The organism is Corynebacterium ammoniagenes DSM 20306 (assembly GCF_001941425.1).
Taxonomy (GTDB): Bacteria; Actinomycetota; Actinomycetes; order Mycobacteriales; family Mycobacteriaceae; genus Corynebacterium; species Corynebacterium ammoniagenes.
In genome coordinates this window covers 622,369-646,336 of sequence record NZ_CP009244.1, presented here as the reverse complement: position 1 = coordinate 646,336, position 23,968 = coordinate 622,369, and the positions used below count along the sequence as shown (strand labels likewise).

The following is a 23,968-nucleotide window of genomic DNA, read 5'->3' as shown; positions in this document are numbered from 1 at the left end:
TTAATAACCGGGTGTTGGTTACGTGTGCCCAACTTGTTGGCTGGGCTGAATTCGAACATCTCCTCAAAGCGGACAGCTTTCAGGGTGATGCCCATAACTATACGTCTATTGGTGACTTCACAACACATTTCGGCCGATCTGTATTCTTAACTCCCCCAAGTTTTTCACTCGCGGTTCTGTGACCTTGCAAAATCTCCGCACAAGCAGGAAACACACAGGACATTGATTAGGGGGATCGGCTACCCGAAAGGAAAAGACACCCCTAGGAGGTGTCTTTTCTGGGCAGAAACCGCCGTGTTGCGGTTTGCAATTATTGTTTTGCAAACTTCACAAACTGGTTTGGCTTAACTTAAAAAGAGCGCGGTGGCACCGAGCGCTGCTCTTCGCCGACGTAGGCCGACAGTGGACGGATGAGCGAGTTATTCTCATTTTGCTCCACGATGTGGGCAGTCCAGCCGGTAATGCGGGCCATGACGAAGATCGGGGTGAAAAATTCGATGGGAAAGCCCAGGATGTAGTACGCAGGACCTGCTGGGAAGTCGAGGTTGGGCTTGATGTGGATGGAGGTATTTTCTTCCATCGTCTTAGCCAAAATATCGTAGATTTCTACCCACTTGGTCTGTCCGTGCTCTTCTGCAAGCTCCTTGAAAGCAGCTTCCATGGTGGGAACGCGGGAGTCACCCTTTTTGTAGACGCGGTGGCCAAAGCCCATGACGAGGTCTTTATTGGCCAGCTTTTCTTTCGCCCAAGCCTCGGCCTTGGATGGGTCATCGATGTCGAGTATATTGTGCATGACCGCTTCATTGGCACCACCGTGCAGTGGGCCCTTGAGCGCACCGATGGCTGCGACTACTGCGGAGTAAGTATCTGACATCGTGGAGGTGACCACGCGGCCGGTGAATGTGGAGGCGTTGAAAGAGTGCTCTGCATAAAGAATCAGCGATTTGTCGAAGGCTTCGATATCTGAGCGGGAGTTGGCAGGTGAACCTTCTTCATCTCCAAAGACCATCCACAGGAAGTTTTCTGCAAAGCCCTTCTTGCGCGACGGCTCAATATAGCCCTTGCCCTGGCGACGGCGAATATCCAGCGCGACGATGGTGGGCAGCTTTGCCATCAGCTCCAGAGCAGAGTGACGAACATGCTCGGAATTGCGGGTGTAGGCATCTGGGTCCTGGGCGCCAATAAATGACACGGCGGTGCGCAGCACGTCCATGGGGTGGCACGACAGTGGCATGGACATGACCAAGTCGATCAAGTGGCGGTCGAGATGACGCAGAGCCTTTTCACGTGCCGAGAAGCGAATGAGTGATTCTTGCTTTGGCAAACGCCCATTCCACAGCAAGTAGGCTACTTCTTCAAAGCTGCAGTAGCGCGCCAGTTCTTGGACTGGGTAGCCACGGTAGGTCAGTGAGTTGGTCTCTGGCACAACCTTGGAGACCGCGGTTTCATCAACAACAACGCCGTAGAGGCCTTTACGGATTTCTGGGGTTTCAGACATGATCTTTCTCCTTAAAAGGTGGGCTTATAGGTTTCCTGGGAGTAGGTAAATACGGACTGATCGAAGTCGTTGTATTCGTTGTAACGAACCAGCTCATACAGTCGGGAGCGGTGCTGCATGCGCTCGAGCCATTCCTTGGACTGCAGGCCATCGTCTTTCATATCCCTCAGGAATTCTTCGGTAGCACCCATGGCCACGCGGAAGGTCGATACCGGCCAGATCACCGCGTTATACCCTAGGTCTTGAATTTTTTGCGCCGACATCAATTCCGTCTTGCCAAACTCCGTCATATTCGCCAGCAAGGGAATATCGACGGCGGCGCGAAATTGTGCAAAATCTTCTTCGCTATACAAAGCCTCGGTGAAGATCATGTCTGCACCAGCATCCGCATAGGCTTTCGCACGTTCGATGGCTTCGTCAATGCCGTGGATGCCTGCGGCATCAGTACGCGCACAGATGATGAAATTTTCATCGCGGCGTTCATTGACCGCGGCAGTAATACGACGCACCATCAATTCGGTGGGCACGACTTCTTTACCATCGAGGTGGCCACAGCGCTTGGGATTGACTTGGTCTTCTAAGTGACAGCCGGCAAGACCGGCATCTTCCAAGCTCGCGATGGTTCGTGCGGCGGACATGGGTTCTCCGAAGCCGGTGTCGGCATCGACAAGCACTGGCAAATCAGTAGCCCGTGCAATTTGCCCGGCGCGCTGGGACACCTCCGTCAAGGTGGTTAACCCGATATCCGGAAGGCCTAGGTCATTAGCCAATACCGCACCGGAGATATACACGCCTTCGAATCCGCCGATGTCTTGAATCAACCGGGCAGTCAAGGGGTTGAAAGCGCCCGGAAGCCTAGTCAGTTCCTCACTTTCCAGCGACTCGCGAAAAGCTTTTCGCTTTTCTGCGTTGGTTTTCGTGGAGCCAAAAAGTCCAGCCATTTAGAAAATCCCTTCTGGAGTCTGTGGCGCTTGTGCCAGTGCTTCTGGCGTCAAGCGCACGTTCAGTTCGTGTAAGTCCTGGAGGTTTTCGACATTTTCCGCAGCTGCCAAGAAACGGTCTTGTTCTTCTGCTGATACCAAGCCTTCGGCGAGCGTGCGGAATTTCTCGATGTACTGTTCGCGCGCAAATGGACGGGCACCAAAAGGATGGGCGTCAGCAACAGCCATTTCATCTTCGATGACGGTGCCATCTTTAAAGGTGATCACTGCCTTGGCGCCGAATGCCTTTTCATTCGGGTCATGCGAGTGGTAGCGGCGGGTCCACTCGGAGTCTTCGACGGTGGATACCTTGTGCCACAGCTCGATGGTCTCTGGGCGGTTCGCGCGCTCTGGGGCATAAGAGTCCACGTGGTGCCACGCGCCGTCTTCTAATGCGACCGCAAAGATATACATGATGGAGTGATCCAAAGTCTCACGCGAGGCATTAGGATCCATCTTCTGTGGGTCATTCGCGCCGGTACCAATGACGTAGTGAGTGTGGTGCGAAGTGTGCAGCACGATGGATTCCACATCGGCTGTGGCAAGCCCCTTGTCTTCCAAGGTGGCCTTCATCCGTCGCGCCAAGTCAATGGGTGCTTGGGACTGGTATTCCGCGGAGTGTTCCTTGGTGTAGGTCTCCAAGATGGCGCGCTTTTCTTCGCCTGCTTCTGGCAGCGGCACGGTGTAGGTGCGCTCTGGGGAGTGCAGCATCCAAGCAATAAAGCCGTCTTCACCTTCCCAAATTGGTGCCGGTGCGCCCTCACCGCGCATGGAGCGGTCGACGGCTTCAATGGCCATTTTGCCGGCAAAGGCTGGGGCATAAGCCTTCCACGAGGAAATCAGTCCCTTACGTGACTGGCGGGTGGCCGTGGTGGTGTGCAGGGCTTGGCCAATCGCTTGATAGATGGTGTCAGTGTCCAGCTCCAGCATGGTGCCCAGCCCAGCTGCGACGGACGGACCCAGGTGCGCTACGTGGTCAATCTTCCACTCGTGCAAGCAAATACCTTTGACCAGGTTGACTTGGATTTCATAGCCGGTGGCAATGCCTCGCAGCAAAGCCTTGCCGTCGAGTCCCTTGTGCTGCGCGACGGCGAGAATCGGCGGGATATTATCGCCGGGGTGCGAGTAGTCGGCCGCCAGGAACGTGTCATGGAAATCTAACTCGCGTACCGCAGTGCCATTAGCCAATGCTGCCCATTCCGCCGAGTAGGTACCGTCTACGCCAAAGACGGTCGCTCCCCCATCATCGACTTTGTGGCCGGCGGCGATGGCGCGGGCGGAGGTGACCGGGCGGCGGACGACGGACGCAACAGCGACGGCAGCGTTGTCAATGATGCGGTTGATGATCATGTCTTTGGTCTCTTGACCAACCTCGACTGGATCTGCTGCGACCTGTGCGATTTTGTAAGCCAGGTGCTCTTCCACGGGGAAGTCTTCAGCTGACTTATGGGTACGTACTGAATGTTCGATCATGTTCTTTTCGAAAGTCCTTCTTCTGTCCACAAATCCGATAAATGCGTTACCCATCACACTAGAGATGGTTCAATGCTCTATGCCATAGTCGAACTTTGTGTAATAATGTGGTGTTAAATAGTGAAATCTGCAAACCCTGCATAATCTGCAGGTAGGAAGCAGTTTCAATGAAAGGCACGTCATGAGCAAACACTTCGCGGGGGCAAGGATCCACGCGCTGCGAAAGACCTACGGGCTCACGCAGGTGGAGATGGCTAAGCAACTCGACCTGTCTACTAGCTACCTCAACCAATTAGAAAATGACCAGCGCCCGCTCACGGTCACAGTGCTGATTCAGCTATCGGAGGCTTTCAATGTCGATAGCACCTATTTTTCTGCCGATAGAGACCTTCGCGTCGTCAATGAGCTGCGGTCTTTATTTCCCACCACAGAAGAAGACACCTTGCATGATTTAGCCTCCCGCTTTCCGGAGATGATGCCCAAGCTGGTCGCCATTGCTCAAAGCGACCCGGTCGAAGCCACTCCTTCCCCGTTGGAGATGGTGCAAAAGTTCTTCTTTGAATCTCACAACTACATTCATGAATTAGACGTTCTCGCCGAAGGGCTCGCCGCCAAGTTGGGCGATAAAATTCTCCGGCTTAATCACTTGGCTAATCTGCTGGACCGCGAATTTGATGTGCACACCCGTTTTGGCCGCTCCGCGCAGATTGAACGACGGATTTATGAGCCGTCCTCGCGTGAGCTTTCATTACGAGCAGGGCTTTCCGATGCACAGCTGACCTTCCAGCTAGCGATGCAATATTGCTTGCTCGCCTACACCGATGTCTTAGACAATCTCGTACACGAATTACCGGATGAACTCGCGCGGCAAACCGGACGCTATGGTCTTGCCCAATACTTTGCCGCTGCGGTGACCCTGCCGTATACGGAATTTTTGGAAACTGCAGAAAATACCCGCTATGACATCGACCGCATGGCTTCTATCTTCGGCACTGGCTTTGAAACCACCGCGCAGCGCTTAACGACGCTGCAGCGCCCCGGTGCGCGCGGCGTTCCCTTTGTCTTTATCCGCACCGATCGCGCCGGAAATATTTCCAAACGCCAGTCCGCGACCTCGTTCCACTTCTCACGCTCGGGCGGATCTTGTCCGTTGTGGGTCATCCACCGTGCATTTGAAACGCCCAACCGCATCACCCGCCAGGTCGCGACCATGCCCGATGGCCACACCTATATGTGGATTGCACGCCACGTGCAGGGGCAGGTGAAATCCTTCGGCACTCCGCGCAAAGAATTTGCGGTGGGATTAGGATGCAATATCTCGCACGCCGATAAACTCATCTATTCCGATGCACTAAACCTCTCTCCTGCTTCTGCTACACCCATTGGACCAGGGTGCACGATTTGCCCGCGCGAAGCCTGCCCACAACGCGCTTTCCCACAGCAAGGCCGCGAGCACGCCATCAACCTCAACGCCACCTCGGATACCCCATTTGATTTGGCCTAAAGGTTTATTTTCCTTACCAGCGCAGTAGAATCTGCAATTACCGTCGCTTCTACTGATCAACCCCGGAGGAACCTGATGTCCGGCCACAACCATGGATCTACTCCTGGGCAATTTCCTGAGCAGCAACCACAGAGTGACTATTCCACCCAAAGCTACGCTGAGTATCAGGAATCTTTGCAGCGCAATGCGGTCTTTTCCTCCGACCGGAAGCCTGAGAAAAAAGCTCGCACCAAAGGCTCCCACCGCAATAAGATCATCGCCATATCCGCCATGGTGATTGTTGTCGCCGGCGCCGTTGGGTTTAGCCTTGCCAAAGATTCAGGGCTAGAGGACAATATCAATGATGGAATTACCGACATCATCGATGACGGTACTAACCGGATTGATGCCATGAATGCCTCCACTGATGGCGAGGCCGCACTCATTTATGCGCAAGAGGAACTTGCCAATAACCACTTTTCGGAATCCGAGCTCAAAGAACACTTAACGAGCCCGTATGGGGAAGTATTTGCCGAAGATGCAGCGCAATATGCGCTCGATAATGTCGACGCCGATTGGAATGCTGAAGCACTTGAAGCTGCGGAAAGCTACATTCGGCACAGCCATTATTCCTATGAAGGACTCCACCACCAGCTGAGCTCTTCTTCTGCGGACAATTTCTCCGATGAACAAGCCCGCTATGCCGTCGATCATGTCGTTGCCGACTGGGATGCCGAAGCAGTGGAGGCCGCTGAGTCATATTGGAGCAATACCAATATTGACATCACGCCCGAGGACCTACACTCATTGTTGATTTCCGATACCGTCGGGCGATTTACTGAAAGCCAAGCGGATCATGCCCTGGCAGAACTAGGAATTTCCTAGTCACATTAGAACACCGCTAGATACTCCTACCTGCAGACTTTCGAATAATTAGTACAGGCATTCTAGTACGTATCACCCCTATGTCCAGTGCCTTTGACACTATAAGAGCCGTACCCAAGCGGCACCTACTTCTTTCCAAGGGCACTTTGCCGGAAGGTGGGTCCCAGACCACCACGTAGCACCCTGCCGCATGAGTATGAGATTTCCCTATCACTTCTTCCAAAGGACATACCCATGACTGGCTCACAGCCCAACCCCTATGCCAACCCTTCCCAGGGCTCCCCTTCCCCACAGATGCAGGCTCCAATCGCCCAAGAACCGCAGAAAAAGAAAAAGCGCGGCTTCCTCAAATGGGGCGTCGGTGTGGTCGCAGTGGTTGGCTTGTTCAGCATCGTCACTAACAACAATGACGATGATGGCACGACCACCGCAGAATCTGCCAACAGCGTCGACCTTGTCGCGGAAGCTGAGGCAGAGGCACCAGCTGCGGAAGCCGAAGCTCCGGCAGCAGAAGCAGCGCCTGCCGATGATGGCGTCTCGACTGAATTTTCCAACGCCCTACGCTCGGCTGAGCGCTACCTGGACTTCAGTTCCTTTTCCTACCAGGGCCTCTATGATCAGCTAACATCCGAATACGGCGAAGGCTATACGGCAGAAGCAGCGCAATATGCCATGGACACAGTCGAGGCGGATTGGAATGCAGAAGCACTCGAGTCAGCCGAGAACTACCTGGAATTCAGCCACTTCTCGTACGACGGCCTGTACAAGCAGCTCACCTCCGAATATGGAGAAAATTTCACCCCTGAGCAAGCGCAGTACGCAGTCGATACCGTAGACGCAGACTGGAACGCCGAAGCAGTTGAAGCTGCCGAAAGCTACCAGGAACTCATGCCCATGTCCGGCGCGGAACTACTCAACCAGTTGACCTCTGAGTACGGTGAAGGCTTTACTCAAGAACAAGCTCAGCAGGCAGTAGCAGCGGTAGGCCTCTAACCTCATCTTATAAACACAATGCCCCAGCGAGAAGTACCGAATACGGCCACTTCCGCTGGGGCATCATTTCTTGATCTAGCGTCGAGCTCAGTGCCTACTCGAGGTCGTCGTGGGCAACCAGACGACGAGCGGCCTCCGTGATGGTGCCGGACAGGGATGGGTACACAGCCATCGAATCTGCCAGCTGGTTGACGGTGAGCTGGTTGGTCACCGCCACTGCGATAGGCAAAATTAGCTCCGATGCAGTTGGCGCTACGATGACGCCACCAATTACGCGACCAGAGGTTGCGCGACAGAAAAGCTTAACGAAACCGTGGCGCAGGGAACGCATCTTCGCACGAGGGTTCGTCGATAGCGGCATCATAATGGTGCGCGCTGCGACCTCACCGGCTTCAATCTCCTTCTGAGTAAAACCAACCGCAGCAATCTCTGGGCGGGTAAATACTGCTGTGGCAACCGTCTTCAAACGCAGTGGGGATACACCTTCGCCCAATGAGTGGTACATCGCGATACGGCCCTGCATTGCTGCCACTGAAGCCAGTGGGAACAAGTCCGAGCAGTCACCAGCAGCGTAGATACCGGGGATATTGGTGCGCGATACGCGGTCGACCATGATGTGGCCAGAAGGTGCGGTTTCTACACCGACATTATCCAAACCAAGATCTGCAGTCGACGGAACCGAACCAATGGACATCAAAGCATGGGAGCCAAAGATCTCTCGGCCATCGGTGGTCTTGACCACGACGCCGCCATCATCGGTACGGGTTACGGTATCAACGCGGCAGTTCTTTTCCAGTTCCACGCCACGTTCTGCCAAGACCTGCTCCAGCACGTCCGCAGCATCCGCATCATCGTGCGGCAAAATACGATCGCGGGAGGCCACCATGGTGACCTTGACGCCCAGCTCAGCAAACGCTGATACGAACTCCGCACCGGTGACACCAGAACCGACCACAATCAGGTGCTCTGGCAGTTCAGACAGGTTGTAGACCTGCTGCCAGTTCAAGATACGCTCACCATCGGGCTTTGCGCCCGGCAATACGCGTGGGGTGGCACCAGTAGCAATAAGAACTAGGTCCGCATCCAAGACTTCAACGCGGCCATCAGCATTGTGGGTAACAGATACTTTGTGTCCGCCGCTGATGGCTGGGGTCTGGTCCTTATCAAAATAGCCGCGGCCATCAATAATGCGAACACCCAGTTCTTCAGTTCGCGCGCGAACGTCATCAGACTGGCGGGTAGCTAAGGCAGTGACACGTTCATTCAGTGCCTGCAGCGCTAGCTCGGTCTTGCCAATACCTTCATTTAAGCCCATGTCATCTGCACGGCGAAGGTCCGTTTTAATATTTGCGCCTGCGATAAAGGATTTTGAAGGAACGCAGTCCAACAAAATACTGGCACCACCCATGCCCTGGTCTTCAACGACAGTAATGTCTGCGCCATACTTGGCGCCTGCCTGCGCGGCCTCGTAACCTCCGGGGCCACCGCCGATGATAACAATGCGCTTTTGGTGCTCAGCCATGTTTAACCGACTCCTTTAAAAGTCATGGGGATTTATTCCCCTAGAGTCTAACTGTTAAAGGTTAAAAGTTCTTAGCCAGGTCAACCGTTGGGATGCCCCCTATTTAAAAGCAGCGCGCGTCAGCGTTACGCCGACTCCTCTTCAATCGCGGTGGCGAATTGATTAATCACAGATGCAAAGAGCTTGACGCCCACGCCAATTGCGCGCTCATCAACAACCAAGTCCCCCTGGTGCAGGTCGTGCATATCGCCATCGCCGGACCAACAGCCCAATCGCACCATGGAGCCTGGCACGTGTTCGAGATACCAAGAAAAATCTTCACCGCCGGACGACTGTGGAGCTTGCACGATAGATTGTGGATCAATTGCCTTGGCTGCCGATGCAATCAGCGCGGTCGCCACATCATCGTTAAGTACCGGCGGAACCCCGCGATGGTAGGTCAGCTCGTGTTTAACACCTGTCGGCGCTAAGACCTGCTCGACCAATTCCTGGAAAATGCCGGAGATTTCGCGCCAAATCCCAATGTCTGCGGTGCGCAAAGTCCCGGACAAGGAACCCGTTTGCGGAATCGCATTAGGCGCATAGCCGGAGTTCATCGTGCCAAAGACCAAAACGGTACCCGTGCGTGGATCAATTCGGCGCGACAATAGTGCCGGCAAATCAGTGACTACTTTGCTCATTGCGTAGATGACATCTGCGGACAGGTGCGGGCGCGAGGTATGTCCGCCGGGTCCTTTGATATCTAATTCAATGATGTCGGTGGCAGAGGTAATAGCCCCGGCGCGCAAACCGATGCGGCCAACGCGCAGCTTCGGCTCCACGTGCACGGCGTAAATAGAGTGCACGCCATTGAGTGCGCCCCAGTCAATGACGTCGGTGGCACCGCCGACCCAGACTTCTTCTGCCGGCTGGAAAATAACGCGCACGCCGATACTTAGAGGAAATTCGCGGTGATAATCCGCTACTGCACACGCTAAGCCCAGGGCAATGGTGGTGTGCACATCATGCCCACAGGAATGGGAAACGCCTGGAGTTTGCGAGCTAAATTCCAAGCCCGTGACCTCTTGGACCGGAAGGGCATCAATATCTGCGCGAAATGCGATACGGCCTTCTTCAGTATCAGGTCCAATATCGACCATCAGGCCAGTTTCTGGAAAGCGCTGAACGTCCAATCCGTACTCAGCTAAGACTTTCGCGAGATACTTGGTGGTTTCAAACTCTTGGTTGGATGGCTCAGGATGGCTGTGAATATGCCGGCGCCACCCAATGATTTCCGCGCGGTGAGTATCAAACCAGTCATTGACGAATTCCGAAACGGTCGGCTGCGTCATACTCAGACTCTCCTTGATACGCCCAGCGCCCCTGATTGTGGTGCGCAAAAGATTTTCTTCTTCGCACGAGTCTACAACTAGACCGTGCTGTTCATAAATCCTACCCAGGCAAGGGTGCGCCAACCAGTACTTTTCAAAGAATTTAAGACGGCTTTGTATCCTTTAATTGCATATCTCAAGTCATACGATTGACCATCTTTGTCTTATACGCCGTAGCTTGACGGCGCTTTTGCGCGGTGTATTCCTGCGAAAATGGCCGCAATTCCTCCCCCATACTGGTTTCAAGCTTGCCGTCATCTTCTGACACCAAACTCCCGGCTTTTCGAAGCGTTTGTTGTTCAGGAATAGTGCGGGTACCACGCCGAAATTTTGTATTCCGCATGTCTGACGCCCCCACTGTGGCACTAGGAATCTTCTGCGCCACGGCCCGCGTGCTGGTCGTCGCGCAGACGGAATTGACCATATCTGCTGATTGTGGAAGCAAAAGCACCGGCGGTACTTCGAGCGCTAGCGCCAATTTATACACCGTTGACAGCGCCGGATCAGCACTGGTGCCTGAGTTGTTTTCATTGCGCTCTAAATTGCACACCTGCGTCCGCGACAGCCCCGCGATCTCAGCTAGTGCTTGTTGCGTAACCCCACGGCTTCGCCGAATCTTTCTTAAATTTTGTGAAAATGTAAACCCGTAACTTGCCCACAGCAAACGATCAACGCTTACAGCCATGGACCTCACCCCCAAGGTCTGTCCTGTACACCGTTTCAAGATTAAAAAGATGCCAATGACTTTTGTCCAAAGCTCCCCCGAGATTCTTCAAGAGTCACTGACATCTGTGAGCTTAACCTAGCGCTGGTGATCTTTCCACGTTAATTTTTCACCCTGCTGCACAGGCTAGGTGAGGTGTATTTGACCTTGGTTTTTAAAGATCAATATTGCGTGGGCCGTACAAACGGTCACCAGCATCGCCCAGGCCTGGGATGATGTACGCATTTTCATCCAGTGCTGGGTCGATGCATGCAGTGACCAGACGAACTGGATATCCAGACTCCGCCAATGCGTCCACGCCAGGTTGTGCGGAGATAAGGCAAATGGCGACGATATCGGTGGCACCGCGGTCGACGAGCAGCTTCAAAGAATGCAGCAACGAACCTCCGGTTGCCAGCATCGGATCCACCAAGAACACCGTGCGCCCGCTCAAATCTTCTGGCAAGGCTTCCAGGTACGGCACTGGCTCGTGGGTTTCTTCATTGCGCGCCATGCCGATAAAGCCCACCTGGGCATCAGGGATCATCGACAAAGCTGGGTCAATCATGCCCAGGCCTGCACGAATAATGGGTACGATAATCGGTGGATCAAGCAAGCGGGTGCCATCGGCGGTGGCAACAGGGGTTTCGCATTCGAAGTGCTCAACCGGAAGATTTCGGGAAGCTTCATAAACCAGCATTCCGCCAAGGTCAGCCAAGGCGGCGCGGAATGCGGCATTGTCGCTGCGCTTATCGCGCATCAGGGTTAAACGAGAAGAAGCAAGTGGGTGGTCAACTACGTGGATATCCATAAGCTACATCGTAAATCATTAGCGGAACCATTCTGTTATCCGCGCAGTCTTAATTGAGTATGAACCCACCTAATACTTTTGAAATTGATGCGGAATATACTCGCGCGCTCGCGCGGGATTTAGATGTGGCCTCAACCTTTGCCGCGCCATCGCCTACACCATTGCCTGATGATGCCATGGTCGCAGGATTTGTGGACATCCTTAGCCAAGCGCTGAGCAATCTCACTGCCCGCTCGGAGCAATTGCACGCCGATACCGCCCATATAGCCCGCAGTGGTTTTGCTTTAGCTGATGCTGCCGAAGCCACAGATAATGCCGCTAGCCAGGCATTCCAAGGATTCCAAGTGAGTTAATCATGAACGTAATTGTGGATACCATCGCCAAAGTCGCCGAGCTCAAGCCACCGTCACTTCCGCAACTATCTTTAGTCAATGCTCCCGATATTTCCGCTGTCGCTCCGCTGGCTCAGATTGCAGGGACTAATCCTGCGAAGATCCTCGATGAGGTGGGAATTTTAGAAAAGGATCAAGACACGATTCGCACTGTCGCTGCGCAGGCCAGTGGTCTTATTGGCTCCTGCGCGCAGGATCTCCTCGGTTTAGCCATGGAACTGGGCACTCGCGCGATGCCACTGGCCATGGGCCTATTAGTTCCTCATCCCGCCGCACGAATGGGAGCAGAGGCAGCATTGAAAGCTTTGGCGATGGAATATCTAGGCCGGGCCACGGCGCGGACCGGAAGCTTGGTCAATGAACTAGCTGCCATCAGCTCTCCCCTGGCAGAGATTGCCTCCCGCACGATTTCTTCTCAAGTAGACGGCGGAAAGCCCGCCGTGCAAGAGCTGGAGGCAGTCTCCGGGAACACCGGATTTTTGCCGGCGGGAAACAGTGCTGCGGGGCCCACTAATACAACGGTCACCCCGATGACTGAGGATGATCCGGCAGGGTCAGCATCCAGTGCGGGATCTTCATCTGGTTCATCACAGGGTTCTGCCGCTGGTGAAAAGGCAGTGGATACTGCACTTTCCATGGTGGGAACCCCTTATGTGTGGGGTGGAACATCGCCTAATGGATTCGATTGCTCGGGGCTTACTCAATACGCCTACCGAGAAGCTGGTGTGGAATTACCTCGCCTCGCGGAAGAACAAACCGTAGGCACCCAGGTCTCGGCCGATGAGCTGGTCAAAGGCGATCTAGTCGTGTGGGATGGCCACGTGGCAATGTATGCCGGCGATGGCCAAATCGTGGAGGCAGGCGATCCTGTCCAAGTCAATCCGCTGCGAACCTCCAATATCGGGATGGAATTTAAGGGCTTCTGGCGTCCGACCGGATAGGCTTTGGGTAGAATTGTCGCCCATGAGCTCACGCGCGATTGTTCCGATCCAAATTTCTTTAACTGAAGGCGACTTTTATACTCTGTGGGCGCCAAAATGGCGCCAGCAGGGCACCGAGTGGCAGGCCCTTCTTGGTGATGATGATTCCATCTTGGGTTTTCGCACCGAGGCGGAGCTTTTAACTTTTATTGAATCTGAGAAACCTCATGACCTTACTGACCATCCGCAGTGGGAAGAGTTTAATCAAGGTCCAGCAAACCGCGTGAGCCCAGACAAGCGTGATGTCTATGATCTTATCGGTACTCCAGAATTTTTAGCTGGCCGCCCAAGCCATGAAAATATCTCCGCCGTTGCCCGCAACTTTCAAATGGCTGAGGTTATCGCAACTGTCACGGCTGCGCAGCACACCAACATCTTCTTCGCCAGTCACTCGCTGCTGCGCAATGCGTCCCGCGGCTTAGACCACTTCGCCGGCGAGCAGGGTATGCAGGAATGGACTGCGATTGGTCGCATCATCTTGACCAACTGGCAAGGGGTTATCGAAGACCTAGATGACCAGGTTCGGATTGTCTCCTCGAGCGAATTTGATGAGGAGACCGTAACCGCCGCAGCGTCCAAGATCTCTACTGCGAAGCAGGCCGCGGAGGACAAGCGCAAGGAATTAGAAGACAAGCGCAAAGCACAAAAAGAAGCTGCTGATCCGTATGACGGATCCGCATGGGCCGCCGCAGGTATTGACCCGGTCAAAATTACTATTGATTCCCGCTCGGTCTACACCCTGCGCACCTACCTGGGACAATCCCCAGTCTTTTTGGGCAAGTGGGGAGAAATCTTTACCTTCCCTTCGTCCAAGCAGCTCATGCGTTGGATTATGGAAAATGATGACCATGATTTGGCACAGGTGTCCACGTGGGAAGACCTCGTTACCGCAGCTAATGCTGGGGAGCTAGAGTTTATGGTTCACTCGGATAACCAGTACTCCTTCAATGGCATCGTGCGCGATATCACCAAGGGGCCGGAAGCAGTAGATACGGAGCAAATGAGCCGCTGCTACGAAGTCTGTGCTGATGCCGCTGATTGGGCTGGCGATGACTCGATTAACTCCTTCATGCTGGCAAACCCACGTTTCCAGGACTACCTGGGCTATATGCTCGGATCCACTGAAACCGCAGGCTATGTCCCGTCGAAGCCATATAATGACCACGCTGAGGCGTGGAAGGGACTAGAAGAGATGCTGACCAAGCGCTTTTCTAAGTTCTAATCTTCCAACAACACTTCACGCAGGGCCTTAATAAGGTCGGCGTGAAGTGTTTTGGTTTTCGCAGCCTGCGGCGCTATGTGATCAAAGCCATGATAGGCGCCCTCATAGGTTTCAAATGTCACGGGCACACCAGCCTTAGACAAGCGCTGGGCGAAGGCATGCGCTTCTGGGTAGAACAGGTCTAAATCCCCAATTCCAATCCACGTGGGTGGACACTGCGATAGGTCTTGCCGGTATAGCGGGGACGCATAGGGGGCAAGCTCGCGAGATAGATGGCTCGGGCCCAAATAGTGTTGCCACGCAGCGGCGTTTAACCGCGCGGTCCAAATAAACTGCCCGCGCGATGAGGGCATTGCTTGAGCAGCAGTAGTGGGATCTGTTGCGGAGCGATGATCCAACATGGGATAGACCAATCCTTGGAAAGCCACCGGATGACCCTCATCTTCAGCGCGTTGTACAATTCCTGCGGCTAATCCACCACCCGCGCTGTCACCACACACGGCGATACGTTGTGGGTCAATACCAAGGCTTCCCGCATTTTCTTGCACCCACCGCACCACGGCATAGCAATCGTCCAAGTCGGCGGGAAACGGCGCCTGCTGGGATTTCCGGTACGACGGAGCAAAGACAAAAATGCCCAACTCTTCCGCAATACGCGCGTTTTGCGGATCATAAAATCCCGGGGTGCCCACCACGTGCCCACCACCGTGGGTCCAAATCATCGCCGGGCGCGGTGGTGTATCTGGTACGCGCTGCAAAAGAGCTCGCGGTACTAGTTGCCGCGCGCTAAAAGGATGGCCATCATCAGGGCTTTTGCCCTCGATGATCCGAATGACGACATCTCGGTCAGATGCCCTAATCAGATCCACTTTGGCAGCCAGCCCCATGATATAAAGCATCAGCGCGGGTGGGATCAGGTGGTTGGGCAGATACAAAGCCCAGCTGCGCAATTGCGGGGCAACCTGCGCCAGATAGGGCGAACGGGATTTGAGATAAGCCCGCAGCCCTACTCCCAGCGCGGCGGTAACTGCTGCGGTGACCGCCGCTGCGGCGTAGAGCTTTCGGCGACCCAGTCGGCGTCGGTGTTTATTCGTCGTCTGCTTCTTCCGCTTCTTCTGCTTCGCGGGCTGCGGCATCTTCGGCGAATTCGGCATCGGAAAGTTCCTCATACGCTGGCAAAATCACGGTCTCGATCAGATGCTGGCGGTGTTCTTGCGTGCTGAAGCTATTTTGCATAGCCGCGACCGTGAGCTCAAAGAACTCCTCCAGCCCATAACCGAGTGCTTCATTTAAGGAGACAAATTGCTGGGTCAGCGCGGTTGTTCCCACCGCGCAGGTAAAGCCCAACTGTTGCAAAAGCGGCAGCGGGTGATCCGCGAGAGAATCCACATTGCCGTGGGCGATATCTTCATCAGGGTTGGTCTCCACTGCAATGTGCCGGTCACGAATCCAGCTGGTGAGTTGGCCAGGCTCAATGCCTTCCACGGTCGCGGAGAAATCATCGATAATGTCAACGCCCACAGCAACGCGGGTGGCACCGGCTTTCACGCCTGCTTCAATGTCGTCAAAGCCACCGTCGATGACAAAAGGCACGAAGTTATCTTGCAGCTTTTTCAAAACCCCGGCGTGTGCGTCGATATTGTCACCAACCAGGGCAAAGCCCGCGACGTCATCGTGATCGATGGCGGCATCGGCAATTTCTGCCACGTGTGCGGCATCGGACTGGGCAGTCAAAATAATGCGTGCATCAACGGCGTGCCCGTGGATGGCGGAGGTGGCTTGCTGAAGGGCATCGGCAAGCGATGCATCGCTAAGCGAATCTGCGAAATCTGCAGGGTTTAAGCGCAACTCGGCATAAATCACATTATTAGACTGCAGCGTGTCCAAGACATTTTTCACGGCTTCAGAAACACTGTGCCCTGCAACAACGTCAGCTGAAAGCACAACTTTGGGCAGAGAAGCAAAGATTTCGGCGGAAGAGTCCTTATTTTCAGGGCTAATTAAAGGTGCGTCATACATGCAAGCCATACTAAGCGTGAGCCTAAGATATTTCATACAATGAATGCCTCACCCAATTTCACCTTCTCTACTCCCGCTGGCGGCCGAAGCAAGACAGGCCGCCAGCGTCGTCTGCTGCCTGCTTTAGTGGCCACCACGTTGACTGGTGCAACCTTGGCTTTGTCGACCCCGGTGGTCGGTGCGCAAGAGTTTGAGCCCACGGAACAAGGCATGAATGCAGAGCAAGGTGTGGGGCCTGAGCAAGGTCTTGCTGACGTTTTTGATGGGCTACTGAATGATTCCGACAACCCGGATGGTGGCGAAACTTCTGAGGACGCACCGGCATCCTCGACCCGGGAAGTAGCTCCCAATACTGATAACTGCCCGCAAGCACTGCTTCCGCCGAAGCCAGTTACCACCTCCGAAGCGGTAGCGCCGGGGCAGCAATCCCCCGCTCCCCTGCCTGAAGTGCAAGAATCCGACTGTGGTGTGCAGGCGCCGTCGGGTTTCCGCGTCAATGATGATGTGCGTGCCTCAGCGTGGATAGTCTCCGACTTGGATTCGGGTGAGATCGTGGCGATGAAAGACCCGCATGGTCGCTATCGCCCGGCATCCATTCTCAAAGTGCTCCTGGCTATGGTGGCGATCGATGAATTGGACTTGAAAAAAGTCGTGACCGGTACCGATGAGGACGCAGCCATTGATGGCTCCGCGGTGGGTATCGGCCCGGGTGGGCACTATACGGTCGAGCAGCTTTTGCAAGGACTGCTCATGGCCTCGGGCAACGACGCCGCCCACGCCTTAGCGCAACAGCTCGGCGGCGATGAAGAAACGCTGACCAAGATCAATCAGCTGGCCCAAGATTTAGGCGCACGCTCGACTTTTGCTGCTAGCTACTCTGGCCTTGATGCCCCAGGCATGTCCACATCTGCTTCCGATATGGCGCTGCTGTATACCGAGGCCTTTAAAAACCCAACCTTTGCCCGAATGGTAGGAACTGACACGGCAGAATTTCCCGGTTATGGCGATCTCGAAGGCTATGAACTAGGAAATGACAACGGGCTTTTCATGAATGACCCGGATGGAATTGGCGGCAAGACCGGCTACACCGATGACGCCAACCACACCTTTGTCGGCGCATTAGACCGCGATGGCCGCCGCTTGATGGCGGTTATTTTAGATACCACCATTGACCACGGACCACGCGCGTGGGAGCAAGCACAGATGCTTCTCGATGAAGCCTATGACGTCCCCGCCGGCGCCGGGGTAAGCACGCTCGACGATATCAAGTTGGTGGGCATGCCAGCTGAGACTTCCTCGGCAGTTCCGCAGGCTGCGCAAGCCTCCGGCTCTGATGTCGTGGCTGCAGAAGAAAGCCACACCCAGTCCGGCTGGTGGCCGTGGCTGATTGTGGCTGGCGTTGGTGTGCTTGTTATTGCGATTATTTCTTCTTTACTACTTCTGCGTCGGCCCAGCGGTCGTGGGCGCCACGCAGCTCGTTAGCAGGGTTGATAGTAAACGCAGTGCCTAAGGCGCCCAGAAAGCCCACGGTCTGGCCCAACCCGGGAACCACCAGGATGCTTCTAAACCACTGACGCTTAATGGATTTTTCAATGCTGAGCTTTTCTTTGGTATTAACATCGCGCACGCGGTAGCCAAAGAGCAATTTGGCAGGTGACCCGCCAAAAGCGACCTCGGTGCCCACAAAAAGTACCGCCAGCAAGGTACCTGCCACGATGCTGGCGATCACTGAATCCCCGATCACCAATGCCGCTGGGATGATAGATAACAAGACCCAGTCCAAAAAGGCCATGCCAATGCGCGTGCCGGAGGATGGACGATCCGCAATATTCGGATCCACCGGCGCCTGATACATCGCTTGTGCCTGCTGCGGCGCTACCTGCGCGTGCTGATAGTTCGGCTGTTGATAAGGATTAAACGGCTGCGCATAAGGACTGGAATTCGGCTGCTGAGTTGCCGCAAAAGGCGCCGCCGGTGGGGTTTGCGGCGGCAGTGGTTGTTGCTGGCGCTGCGGACCGTGCTGCGGCATCCCTTGCGGGCTCGACCACCCGTGGGTTTGCTGCGGGCTATCACTAACGTTCATGCGCGTGACCGGATCCGGCCACGTACCAAAATTGGCTAGGTGCTCAATCTCCGGCCAAGTAATTTTCCGTCCCACCGAAATCGCATCATCATAATGCTTGCGCACTTCTGGCTTGGACAAGATGGAGTAACACAGCTGAATCTCCTTGCGCCGGGGATCATTGGCTGTGACACCATGTCCTTCTAGCTCCGCGTCGCGCGCTGCCAGCAAAATGCCCAGCGCTGCGGGCTCATCGGCGCTATCAAGCTGCATGTGCTTGTACAGGTTGGGAGCAAAGCTGTGACTCATACGCCCAACTATAGCGTGTCACCCCGACAACCAACAGGTAAGTTTTCGCACATAGGTAACTCCCCTGACCCCAGTCCCTACCCCTGGCGGATATCACAGACTGGGCCAAGGTACTGCTGCGAGAATCAAACTCGCAGCGCTCATCAAGCCTTTACTTGCGGCGAAGCAGCGCTACCGCACCCGCGCCAATAGCGCCGATGGCAGCGCCCACACCGAAGGTCGTGCCGGCGGATGGGCCGGAAGAGATTTCTTGACGCACCCGGATCACTGCTGGTTCGGGAACAGAGGGCTCTTCCAAGGCCAAAGACTCCTCGGTAGTCGCAGTCCAGGCGCTGATGTACATAACCACGCGCCAGATCAGATACATCATGATCATCAGGACAATTACTGGGCCAAAGACTGCACCTGCTGGGTTGCCGGTGGCAGAAGAAATGATAACGGTGGAAAGCTGCTTGATTACTTCGAGTGCGACCGCGCCCAACAGCGCACCTTTCACGCCGGATTTAAGTGGCACTTTCGTGCGCGGCAGGATCACGATCATCCACCACATGACCAGGAAGTTGGCTAATAGACCAACAGCGAGACCAAGAGCGAAAATCACCCAACCCATGCCGGGGAAGTGATCAATGCCGACCCAGTCAAAGATCTGCGGAATGATGCCGGATGTACCAGCAGCCGTAACGCCAAACGCTACGAGGAAGGCAATGAGCAGGCCAATCAGGCCAAGCAAGTCATTGAACTTCTTTTTTAAGAAGTTGCCACCTTCGTTGGCATCCAAGCCCCACATCGCGGAAATGCCGATGCGCAGGTTGTTCATCCAACCCAGTCCGGACCACAAGGTGGTCAAACCGGCAACGCCAAACATCGCGGCGCGCTGGTCGATGGCGGTGACCAGCAAGTCATTAATGGTCTGGCCTAAATCGCCTTCGACAGCACCGGTGATGGCGTCTTGGACTTGTTGGAGCAGGTCCTCGCGGTTGGCCAGCACCGTGGCTACCACGGCAACCATCAGCATAAACAGCGGGAAAATCGCCAGCACGGAGTAATAGGTAACACCGGCGGAAAACTGGTTGCCGCCTTGCGCGGCATACCGGTTTTGCATGCGCATGATGTGATCGACAAAGCCGGAACGTTCGCGAATTTTATCTACTGCTCCTGGCTCGTCTTGCCGGGAGCGTTCAATGCCGGAGTCATCGGTTCTCTTGCCATTGGGTTTAGTTTTGGCAACCATTGTCAAGGCCTTTCTAAGAAACGTTCAGCGGGCTTTTATCTACAGTAGACCGGATTTAGCGGCGGCGCGCAGGAAGAAACCCCACTTTGTCATAAACGTTTTCAAGAAGTGGCGTAGCAACTTCAGTGGCTTTGTCAGCACCATCCGCCAGCAGGCTTTCAATTTCGCCGCGGTCATCCATCAATTCATCAAAGCGAGCCTTCAGTGGCGTGACAAAAGCTTCCAGGGCATCAGCGGTATCGACCTTCAATTGGCCATAGCCAAGGCCGTCGTAGCGGGCTACTAGCTTGTCGATGCCCTCCCCCGTCAACGCCGACTGAATTGCCAAAAGGTTAGACACACCCGGTTGGTTATCGCGGTCAAAGTTCACTACGCCCAAATCATCGGTCACTGCGGAGCGAATGCGCTTTGCCGATGTCTTCGGTGCATCGAGCAAGTTAATCAAGCCCTTCGGGTTAGGTCCGGACTTAGACATCTTCGCCGTGGGGTCTTGCAAGTCATAAATCTTGGCGGAGCCTTGTGGGATATAAGCTTCCGGTACGCGGAAAGTCTCCCCGAAACGAGAGTTGAAGCGCTCCGCTAGATTGCGGGTCAGCTCCAAATGCTGGCGCTGGTCTTCGCCGACGGGAACAAAGTCCGGCGAGTACAACAAGATATCTGCTGCCATCAGTACTGGGTAGGTAAATAGACCCACTGAGGTGCGGTCTTGACCGTGGCGCGCGGACTTGTCCTTGAACTGCGTCATGCGCGAAGCCTCGCCGAACCCGGTCATGCACTGGAGAACCCAGGTCAGCTCAGCGTGCGCTGGCACCTGCGACTGCACGTACAACGTAGAACGTTTCGGGTCGATACCTAAGGCAATCAGCTGTGCTGCGCCGGCGATGGTGCGCTCGCGCAATTCCGCCGGATCCTGATCCACGGTAATCGCATGCAAGTCAGGGATGAAGTAAAAAGCATCAAATCCATCTTGCAGATCAATCCACTGCTTCAGCGCACCGAGGTAGTTTCCCAGGTGGTAGGAGTCAGCGGTGGGCTGGATACCAGACAAAATACGGTCCCCAGGTTGTGGGGTTGGGGTGGCTGCTGGCTTCGAAGTGGGTTCAGTCATAGTTAATACCTTAATATTTTGTGAAAGTTCGGTGACACTCGCATGCTGCGAGCCTGCTTAACTTCCCCATTCCTCGCGCTAAAAGTTAGCTGGGCATAAGCAAAGCGCCTTGGCCGGCGCACTACACAGTGCGATTATCCGGCCAAGGCGCTCATCAGGGCAGATTAAGAAAGCAAAAGTTTAAAATTAAGCTCTTAAATCTTGCGGCTCGTTGGAGAGAACACGTCAAGGGTGGTTGCCCAGCCAGCGACGAGGAATGCGCCACCAGCAGACATGACAATCAACGGAGCAAGGAAAGCGAAGGACGGACCAACAACGGTCCACCACCAGATACCCACGACGAGTCCAATGACTCCGAGGACGTAGTAAAGAATTGCTTGAGACATACGGTCTACTCCATTGCTGTAATGACGGTAGCTACGTGAAATCAGGTTAAAGCCAGCTTCACCAAATATTGTTCACAGCTACTTTAGCACTCGTGCACACAAAGGTTAAGAAATGAGGGCATTAAAAAGCGGTGAACTTACCCCCAATCTTTGCTTAGTTGTACTCCACCATCAGCGGAGAGTGGTCAGACCAGCGCTCTTCAACACTTGGTGCCTTTTCCACCCAGCTGCGCTGTGCGCGCTGCAGCATGGAATCAGTTGCTGCCTGGTAGTCAATACGCCACCCCGCGTCATTGTTAAACGCCTGCCCGCGGTACGTCCACCACGTGTACGGGCCTTCTGCCTCTGGCTCGAGTCGGCGCGCCACATCGAACCATTTCGGATCTTCGGTGGGCTGCCAGTTGGTCTTGGTTTCATAGTCCACAATGCCCAGCCAGTCCCCCAGACCCTTCTTTTCCTGCGCGTGCGCGTCAGGGAAAGCACCGAAGACATGGTCCATAAAGGCACGCTCCTCGGGCAAGTGACCGGATTTTTTCTCATTCGGCTTGTTGTTTTTCAAGTCCTGGGCACGGTGGCAGATATTCCAGTCGCCTCCGATGACCATGTCGGTGTGTTCAGCAGCCCGCTTTTCCAAAACACCAGCGAATTCATCCAAGAAGTTGTACTTTTCATCCAACTTGGGCGAATTCACATCACCGGACGGCAGATACAGCGAGGCCACGCGCACTCCAGCGGCAGTAGCTTCAATCCAACGGCCTGACTCCAAGAAAGAACCAAAACCAATTTCGACATCCGTCAGTGGGGTCCGGGATAAAATACCGACGCCAGCGCGGCCTTTCGCGCCTGGGGTGAGCGCATCGGCCATCGCCAAGTGCCAACCAGCCTCCAAGGATGGTTTCAAAGCCAGCTCAGTTTGCGCAGGATTAGCGCGCACTTCCTGCATGAGCACGATATCGGCGCTGGTTTCTTCCAGCCATGCATTCATTCCTGGGTTGAGTTCATTGCGCTGCTTACAGGCGGCGCGAATGCCGTTGACGTTGACCGAAGCGATAGTTAAAGACATGGCAATAGTCTAACTTCCTTCGCACCAGGCTCGATCCATGAGCTCACACCAGGGCTTTTCACCAAGGATTCCAACCGAAACCTCGATGCAATGATGCACGCCCTACTTTTTGACGAACTGCGCGCCAATCCAGATCAGGATGGCCGCGGCCGACAACGCAGCACCAGCCAAGGCCGGGGAGGCATAGCCCATGCCTGCGCCGACCACGATGCCGCCTATGGCAGCACCCGCGGCATTGGCCAGGTTCAAGGCAGAGTGGTTCAACGAAGCCGCCAGGGTTTGGGCATCGCCGGCGACATCCATGAGGCGAATCTGCAGGCTTGGGGTCAAGGAAGCACCGAAGAACCCGATGAGGCCAAAGTTGATGGTGCCCAAAATTGGATTGTGGGAGGTAAAGAAAAACGCCACGAGGATTAGACAGATGGTGACCAAGGAAAAAAGAATGCCCTTTTCCAGGCTGCGGTCAGCTAACCAACCACCGAAGTAGTTACCGGCGACGTTGCCGATGCCGTAGATCATGAGCACCAGCCACATGAGGCTTTCTGCCATCCCGGCGCGCTCGGTCATTGTCCAGGTGATGTAGGTATACACGGCGAACATGCCACCGAAACCGACAGCGCCCATGGCCAGTGAGAGCCAGACTTGTGGGCGTGCAAAAGCGCCAAGCTCGGTTTTCACAGAGGTTGGCGGCATGCGCGTCATATGTGGCATCAAGATCCACAGCCCTGCCAAGGTGAGGACGCCGACAATAACGACAAGTGCGTATGCGGCTTGCCAGCCCATCGCAGAGCCGAGTGCTTGGGCTGCGGGAACACCCAACACCGTGGCTACAGATAGTCCCATACCCACCATCGCCACGGCTTTGCCGCGCGCGCCAGCGGGTGCCATCGACGCGGCGGAAAGACCGGCCACGGAGAAGTACGCACCGTGAGGCAAGCCGGCGATAAAGCGGGCGACCATCAGCACGGCGTAATCCTCCGCGAAGATGCCCAGCCCATTGCCGATGATAAAAGCGACCATCAAAATAATGAGCAGACGCCGGCGGGGAATCTTGCCCGTTAAAGCAGTGATCATCGGCGCGCCGACGACGACGCCCAGGGCGTAAGCAGAAATAATATGGCTGGCTTGTTCTTCGGAGATACCGAGATCGCCAGAAATCATGGGCAAAAGACCCATCGACACAAATTCTGTTGTGCCGATTCCGAATCCGCCCATGGCTAAAACAATCACCACAATAATGCGGCGAGTATTAGAGATTGTGGTTTGCACCGGCCGCGGATGGCGTTGAATCCGTGGACGGCGCGGTTCGTTGGTACGCGACGAATCCGTCATCTGACCCCCATCAGAAGTTGGTTGACCTACCTCACCTAGGCGCCCGTCTACGTGATCATTATCACTGTGGCGACCTTTTCCGTTCTCTTCAGCTTTGCCCCGCATGTCATTCACCCGCGCAACATTACCCAACTGCGTGAAGAACT

General features: G+C 54.9%; 22 protein-coding genes. 7 read left to right on the top strand and 15 right to left on the bottom strand.

The window, feature by feature from the left end; genetic code table 11:
* Positions 1–349: 349 nt before the first annotated feature.
* The 3 genes from CAMM_RS03160 to prpD are packed head-to-tail and all read right to left on the bottom strand — an operon-like array spanning position 350 to position 3,951.
* Positions 350–1,498: a bifunctional 2-methylcitrate synthase/citrate synthase gene (locus CAMM_RS03160; protein WP_003849666.1), complete on the bottom strand. Its 1,149-nt coding sequence runs from the start codon at positions 1,496–1,498 to the stop codon at positions 350–352.
* An 11-nt stretch (positions 1,499–1,509) separates the two neighbouring features.
* A complete protein-coding gene (prpB, locus tag CAMM_RS03155; RefSeq protein ID WP_003849669.1) occupies positions 1,510–2,439 on the bottom strand; it encodes a methylisocitrate lyase in 930 nt (309 codons plus the stop codon).
* Entirely contained in the window at positions 2,440–3,951 is a 1,512-nt protein-coding gene (prpD, locus tag CAMM_RS03150) for a 2-methylcitrate dehydratase PrpD (RefSeq protein ID WP_040356368.1), read from the bottom strand. It abuts the gene before it with no gap.
* Between the two features lie 181 nt (positions 3,952–4,132).
* On the opposite strand from prpD, the gene CAMM_RS03145 reads away from it, so the two are divergent.
* The 3 genes from CAMM_RS03145 to CAMM_RS03135 all read left to right on the top strand — a co-directional run bounded on the left by CAMM_RS03145 (position 4,133) and on the right by CAMM_RS03135 (position 7,312).
* The gene (locus CAMM_RS03145) at positions 4,133–5,455 is read left to right on the top strand and encodes a short-chain fatty acyl-CoA regulator family protein (protein WP_003849674.1); all 1,323 of its coding nucleotides are present in this window, start codon (positions 4,133–4,135) and stop codon (positions 5,453–5,455) included.
* Between the two features lie 75 nt (positions 5,456–5,530).
* Positions 5,531–6,319 (top strand): Ltp family lipoprotein, encoded by a 789-nt coding sequence (locus CAMM_RS03140; RefSeq protein ID WP_003849676.1) that lies wholly within the window; start codon positions 5,531–5,533, stop codon positions 6,317–6,319.
* A 234-nt stretch (positions 6,320–6,553) separates the two neighbouring features.
* Positions 6,554–7,312 (top strand): Ltp family lipoprotein, encoded by a 759-nt coding sequence (locus tag CAMM_RS03135; protein ID WP_040356370.1) that lies wholly within the window; start codon positions 6,554–6,556, stop codon positions 7,310–7,312.
* Between the two features lie 94 nt (positions 7,313–7,406).
* On the opposite strand, the gene CAMM_RS03130 is transcribed toward CAMM_RS03135, so the two are convergent.
* The 4 genes from CAMM_RS03130 to upp form a co-directional block, all read right to left on the bottom strand.
* On the bottom strand, positions 7,407–8,834 hold the full coding sequence (locus CAMM_RS03130) for an NAD(P)H-quinone dehydrogenase (RefSeq protein ID WP_003849681.1): 1,428 nt from the start codon (positions 8,832–8,834) through the stop codon (positions 7,407–7,409).
* A gap of 125 nt (positions 8,835–8,959) precedes the next feature.
* On the bottom strand, positions 8,960–10,165 hold the full coding sequence (locus CAMM_RS03125) for a M20 family metallopeptidase (protein ID WP_003849683.1): 1,206 nt from the start codon (positions 10,163–10,165) through the stop codon (positions 8,960–8,962).
* 175 nt (positions 10,166–10,340) lie between these two features.
* A complete protein-coding gene (locus CAMM_RS03120) occupies positions 10,341–10,889 on the bottom strand; it encodes a helix-turn-helix domain-containing protein (protein ID WP_003849686.1) in 549 nt (182 codons plus the stop codon).
* Between the two features lie 193 nt (positions 10,890–11,082).
* Complete coding sequence (gene upp / locus CAMM_RS03115; protein WP_040356374.1) at positions 11,083–11,718, bottom strand: uracil phosphoribosyltransferase; 636 nt, start codon at positions 11,716–11,718, stop codon at positions 11,083–11,085.
* Between the two features lie 59 nt (positions 11,719–11,777).
* On the opposite strand from upp, the gene CAMM_RS03110 reads away from it, so the two are divergent.
* The 3 genes from CAMM_RS03110 to CAMM_RS03100 are packed head-to-tail and all read left to right on the top strand — an operon-like array spanning position 11,778 to position 14,312.
* The gene (locus CAMM_RS03110) at positions 11,778–12,071 is read left to right on the top strand and encodes a hypothetical protein (RefSeq protein ID WP_003849692.1); all 294 of its coding nucleotides are present in this window, start codon (positions 11,778–11,780) and stop codon (positions 12,069–12,071) included.
* A 2-nt stretch (positions 12,072–12,073) separates the two neighbouring features.
* On the top strand, positions 12,074–13,051 hold the full coding sequence (locus CAMM_RS03105; RefSeq protein ID WP_003849693.1) for a C40 family peptidase: 978 nt from the start codon (positions 12,074–12,076) through the stop codon (positions 13,049–13,051).
* Between the two features lie 22 nt (positions 13,052–13,073).
* On the top strand, positions 13,074–14,312 hold the full coding sequence (locus tag CAMM_RS03100) for a hypothetical protein (RefSeq protein WP_003849695.1): 1,239 nt from the start codon (positions 13,074–13,076) through the stop codon (positions 14,310–14,312).
* Here the strand turns inward: CAMM_RS03100 and CAMM_RS03095 are convergent.
* Positions 14,309–15,466: an alpha/beta hydrolase gene (locus tag CAMM_RS03095; RefSeq protein WP_232051027.1), complete on the bottom strand. Its 1,158-nt coding sequence runs from the start codon at positions 15,464–15,466 to the stop codon at positions 14,309–14,311. The genes CAMM_RS03100 and CAMM_RS03095 overlap by 4 nt on opposite strands.
* The gene (locus tag CAMM_RS03090) at positions 15,399–16,331 is read right to left on the bottom strand and encodes an amidohydrolase family protein (RefSeq protein WP_147581029.1); all 933 of its coding nucleotides are present in this window, start codon (positions 16,329–16,331) and stop codon (positions 15,399–15,401) included. Before CAMM_RS03090 ends, CAMM_RS03095 begins: the two co-directional genes overlap by 68 nt.
* Positions 16,332–16,370: 39 nt before the next feature.
* Between CAMM_RS03090 and CAMM_RS03085 the strand changes: the two genes are divergently transcribed.
* Positions 16,371–17,813: a D-alanyl-D-alanine carboxypeptidase family protein gene (locus CAMM_RS03085; RefSeq protein ID WP_003849701.1), complete on the top strand. Its 1,443-nt coding sequence runs from the start codon at positions 16,371–16,373 to the stop codon at positions 17,811–17,813.
* On the opposite strand, the gene CAMM_RS03080 is transcribed toward CAMM_RS03085, so the two are convergent.
* From CAMM_RS03080 to CAMM_RS03055, 6 genes are all read right to left on the bottom strand, one after another.
* The gene (locus CAMM_RS03080) at positions 17,752–18,702 is read right to left on the bottom strand and encodes an RDD family protein (protein ID WP_003849702.1); all 951 of its coding nucleotides are present in this window, start codon (positions 18,700–18,702) and stop codon (positions 17,752–17,754) included. The genes CAMM_RS03085 and CAMM_RS03080 overlap by 62 nt on opposite strands.
* 151 nt (positions 18,703–18,853) lie before the next feature.
* The gene (locus tag CAMM_RS03075; RefSeq protein ID WP_003849704.1) at positions 18,854–19,933 is read right to left on the bottom strand and encodes a YhjD/YihY/BrkB family envelope integrity protein; all 1,080 of its coding nucleotides are present in this window, start codon (positions 19,931–19,933) and stop codon (positions 18,854–18,856) included.
* Between the two features lie 55 nt (positions 19,934–19,988).
* Positions 19,989–21,041, bottom strand: coding sequence for a tryptophan--tRNA ligase (gene trpS, locus CAMM_RS03070; RefSeq protein ID WP_003849705.1), 1,053 nt, complete (start codon positions 21,039–21,041; stop codon positions 19,989–19,991).
* Positions 21,042–21,235: 194 nt separating this feature from the next.
* A complete protein-coding gene (locus tag CAMM_RS03065) occupies positions 21,236–21,427 on the bottom strand; it encodes a membrane protein (RefSeq protein ID WP_003849707.1) in 192 nt (63 codons plus the stop codon).
* A gap of 154 nt (positions 21,428–21,581) precedes the next feature.
* On the bottom strand, positions 21,582–22,490 hold the full coding sequence (locus CAMM_RS03060) for an exodeoxyribonuclease III (RefSeq protein ID WP_003849708.1): 909 nt from the start codon (positions 22,488–22,490) through the stop codon (positions 21,582–21,584).
* 102 nt (positions 22,491–22,592) lie between these two features.
* Positions 22,593–23,822, bottom strand: coding sequence for an MFS transporter (locus CAMM_RS03055; RefSeq protein ID WP_040356478.1), 1,230 nt, complete (start codon positions 23,820–23,822; stop codon positions 22,593–22,595).
* Positions 23,823–23,968: the final 146 nt, after the last annotated feature.

Coding starts and splice junctions, on each gene's coding strand:
- CAMM_RS03075 (WP_003849704.1), bottom strand. CDS start 19,933: ATGGTTGCCAAAACTAAACCCAATGGCAAGAGAACCGATGACTCCGGC.
- CAMM_RS03160 (WP_003849666.1), bottom strand. CDS start 1,498: ATGTCTGAAACCCCAGAAATCCGTAAAGGCCTCTACGGCGTTGTTGTT.
- CAMM_RS03100 (WP_003849695.1), top strand. CDS start 13,074: ATGAGCTCACGCGCGATTGTTCCGATCCAAATTTCTTTAACTGAAGGC.
- CAMM_RS03090 (WP_147581029.1), bottom strand. CDS start 16,331: ATGTATGACGCACCTTTAATTAGCCCTGAAAATAAGGACTCTTCCGCC.
- CAMM_RS03080 (WP_003849702.1), bottom strand. CDS start 18,702: ATGAGTCACAGCTTTGCTCCCAACCTGTACAAGCACATGCAGCTTGAT.
- prpD (WP_040356368.1), bottom strand. CDS start 3,951: ATGATCGAACATTCAGTACGTACCCATAAGTCAGCTGAAGACTTCCCC.
- CAMM_RS03060 (WP_003849708.1), bottom strand. CDS start 22,490: ATGTCTTTAACTATCGCTTCGGTCAACGTCAACGGCATTCGCGCCGCC.
- CAMM_RS03120 (WP_003849686.1), bottom strand. CDS start 10,889: ATGGCTGTAAGCGTTGATCGTTTGCTGTGGGCAAGTTACGGGTTTACA.
- CAMM_RS03095 (WP_232051027.1), bottom strand. CDS start 15,466: ATGCCGAATTCGCCGAAGATGCCGCAGCCCGCGAAGCAGAAGAAGCGG.
- upp (WP_040356374.1), bottom strand. CDS start 11,718: ATGGATATCCACGTAGTTGACCACCCACTTGCTTCTTCTCGTTTAACC.
- CAMM_RS03105 (WP_003849693.1), top strand. CDS start 12,074: ATGAACGTAATTGTGGATACCATCGCCAAAGTCGCCGAGCTCAAGCCA.
- CAMM_RS03055 (WP_040356478.1), bottom strand. CDS start 23,822: ATGACGGATTCGTCGCGTACCAACGAACCGCGCCGTCCACGGATTCAA.
- CAMM_RS03140 (WP_003849676.1), top strand. CDS start 5,531: ATGTCCGGCCACAACCATGGATCTACTCCTGGGCAATTTCCTGAGCAG.
- CAMM_RS03135 (WP_040356370.1), top strand. CDS start 6,554: ATGACTGGCTCACAGCCCAACCCCTATGCCAACCCTTCCCAGGGCTCC.
- CAMM_RS03085 (WP_003849701.1), top strand. CDS start 16,371: ATGAATGCCTCACCCAATTTCACCTTCTCTACTCCCGCTGGCGGCCGA.
- CAMM_RS03110 (WP_003849692.1), top strand. CDS start 11,778: ATGAACCCACCTAATACTTTTGAAATTGATGCGGAATATACTCGCGCG.
- CAMM_RS03130 (WP_003849681.1), bottom strand. CDS start 8,834: ATGGCTGAGCACCAAAAGCGCATTGTTATCATCGGCGGTGGCCCCGGA.
- CAMM_RS03145 (WP_003849674.1), top strand. CDS start 4,133: ATGAGCAAACACTTCGCGGGGGCAAGGATCCACGCGCTGCGAAAGACC.
- CAMM_RS03065 (WP_003849707.1), bottom strand. CDS start 21,427: ATGTCTCAAGCAATTCTTTACTACGTCCTCGGAGTCATTGGACTCGTC.
- trpS (WP_003849705.1), bottom strand. CDS start 21,041: ATGACTGAACCCACTTCGAAGCCAGCAGCCACCCCAACCCCACAACCT.
- CAMM_RS03125 (WP_003849683.1), bottom strand. CDS start 10,165: ATGACGCAGCCGACCGTTTCGGAATTCGTCAATGACTGGTTTGATACT.
- prpB (WP_003849669.1), bottom strand. CDS start 2,439: ATGGCTGGACTTTTTGGCTCCACGAAAACCAACGCAGAAAAGCGAAAA.